The sequence below is a fragment of the Mesorhizobium sp. ES1-3 genome, assembly GCF_020164795.1.
Classification (GTDB): domain Bacteria; phylum Pseudomonadota; class Alphaproteobacteria; order Rhizobiales; family Rhizobiaceae; genus Mesorhizobium.
In genome coordinates this window covers 1-2118 of sequence record NZ_JAIUGW010000063.1, presented here as the reverse complement: position 1 = coordinate 2118, position 2118 = coordinate 1, and the positions used below count along the sequence as shown (strand labels likewise).

At 58.8% G+C, this 2118-nt stretch carries 3 protein-coding genes and 1 pseudogene; 3 read left to right on the top strand and 1 reads right to left on the bottom strand.

Annotated elements, in window-relative coordinates; translation table 11 throughout:
• Together LB536_RS30940 and LB536_RS31445 are read left to right on the top strand one after the other, a co-directional pair.
• Positions 1 to 188, top strand: a 188-nt coding sequence (locus tag LB536_RS30940; protein WP_224599136.1) for a hypothetical protein, incomplete at its 5' end; no start/stop codon positions are given.
• A 274-nt stretch (positions 189 to 462) separates the two neighbouring features.
• A pseudogene (locus LB536_RS31445) lies at positions 463 to 735 on the top strand (tetratricopeptide repeat protein); the annotation flags it as partial.
• A gap of 122 nt (positions 736 to 857) precedes the next feature.
• Here LB536_RS31445 and LB536_RS30925 read toward each other — a convergent pair.
• The gene (locus LB536_RS30925) at positions 858 to 1100 is read right to left on the bottom strand and encodes a hypothetical protein (RefSeq protein ID WP_224599138.1); all 243 of its coding nucleotides are present in this window, start codon (positions 1098 to 1100) and stop codon (positions 858 to 860) included.
• A 252-nt stretch (positions 1101 to 1352) separates the two neighbouring features.
• Here LB536_RS30925 and LB536_RS30920 point away from each other — a divergent pair, with 252 nt between their 5' ends.
• On the top strand, positions 1353 to 1994 hold the full coding sequence (locus LB536_RS30920; RefSeq protein ID WP_224599134.1) for an outer membrane protein: 642 nt from the start codon (positions 1353 to 1355) through the stop codon (positions 1992 to 1994).
• The last annotated feature ends 124 nt before the right edge of the window (positions 1995 to 2118 follow it).

Genomic DNA, 2118 nt, shown 5'->3' with positions numbered 1-2118 from the left:
CCGGGCCGACACATCAGGCAAAGGAGTTTCTGGCCTATGAAAGCGAATGCCGCGGCGTGCTGAAGCCGCTGCTGGCGAGACTGCTCGACACGGCCGAAGCCGCCGGCTGGAAACGGCGGACCGCCGCCTCGGCGCTGATGTTCCTGGCCGCGCAGCAAGTGTCGGCAACGGCGGCCGCCAAGGGCTGAACTGGAGGCTGGGCTCAGTCCCGACGGGGGTCAGGACAAGAGCTGTTCAAAATCTTGCGCTAAGGGCGAACGGATCGTGAACTCTATGCTGCTCGACGGATTGGGGTCGGAAGTCTTAGCGATCGGAATCCTTCAGGCATTTGACGTTCCGCGTCCCAGGTGTAGATGCCGGTCAGGTTGATGTGCTCCCAACTCAACGGCGAGATGTGCTTCAGCAAAGGATCCGGAATCTCGCGACGGCAAGGCGGCAGAAAAGGGGCACGCTCAGGCCCAAAGCCAGTTGGGGAATTTGTATTGGCAAGGTGACGGTGTCGCGCCTGACAATCGGCTGGCATTCAGCTGGTGGTCGAAGGCCGCAGCGGCGGGTGTCGCTGAAGCTCAGTACAATGTTGCCGCTTCCTATGCTGCGGGACGGGGCGTTGCCAAAGACGACAACCAAGCGTTCGTATGGTTCAGCAAGGCGGCGAGCCAAGGCTATGCTCCTGCTCAGTATGAGCTAGGTGTGATGTATTCAATGGGCATTGCCGTGGCTGTGGATGAAGTCAAAGCGGCTGCCTGGCAAGCAAAGCAGCCGAGCAAGGATACGCGATTGCACAAACGGTGTTGGGCGCTAGGTACGCGCAAGGCGCCGGGGTGGCTCAAAGTGGCCCGATGCGATCATCTGGTGGCTCAAAGCCGCAAATCAGGGAAATGTCGATGCCCAACTGAGTTTGGGATGCGGTTGCCTTCATTGCTACTGGCTCCGCCTCTAATGTCCGCGAGCATTTGCTGGAGCGCAATTGCTGGACAATCCGGAAAGCCGTTCTTCTCGAGGGCCACTGCACCGGCCAGGTAGTCGCCGGCCCACTGGTTCAGATTTCCAACCTTCACCAGCCTCAGCCCGGCTTGTTCGAGAACCTCTTGCTTCGTCATCGCCGCCTCATAAATAAATGCTTACTTACTTTATAGCGCGCGACGAATTGGAGTGCTGCCGGTTCGTCGCGGGAAAGATCGTGCGGCACACGCTGAGGCTGTGGCTTCCATGCATCACCGGGAGGAAATAGTCCCGCCTTCGGATTTGGCAGCGTTGACAACGGAAGGCGTTCAGCGACAACGGTATCTCCACTCGGATAGGTAGTCCTTGGGGCATTCATCCGAACTAAGCAGGCAACAAAGGGTCATCCCGTGAAACAGCTTCTTCTCGCAACCGCTCTCGTCCTTGGTACCAGCACCGCCTATGCGGCTGACGTTCTGCAGGAGGCACCGGTTGCTGCTTCCTATGACTGGACCGGCGCATATATCGGCGTGAACGCCGGCGGCGGTTTCGGCACGTTTAATCTTTCTCCTTCGGGCGGCGGCCCTGGTGGTTTCGACCTCAGTGCGAGTGGCTTCCTGGGGGGCGTTCAGGCCGGTTACAACTGGCAGGTTGGCCAATTCGTCTACGGCGTGGAAGCCGACTTCCAGGGTTCCGACATTAAGGCCGACTTGTCGCTCGGCGGCCCCTCTCTCGAAACAAAGGTTGACTGGTTCGGCACGGTGCGTGCTCGCCTTGGTTATACGCCCGTCGATCGCTTCATGGTCTATGGCACTGGCGGCTTGGCCTATGGTCACGAAAAGATCTCTGCCCCAGGCATCGACTTGTCCAAGACCAAGGTCGGCTGGACCGTTGGCGCGGGCGCTGAATACGCCATCACTACGAATTGGTCGCTCAAGTCTGAGTATCTTTACACGGACCTGGGTAAAGCGTCGTTCACAGCCGGAGGGGGCGGTGTCGACGCCAAGGTCCCCTTCCACACCGTTCGCATCGGCCTGAATTACAAATTCTAGTTTTCGGCGGACCTCTACAGAATGAACTGACCCCCGAAAGTTGGACACAACCTTCGGGGGTTTTGCATGTCCAGATTCAGCGAGCTTGAGAAGCGCTCGATTGTTGAGCGCTACTTGAGCGGGG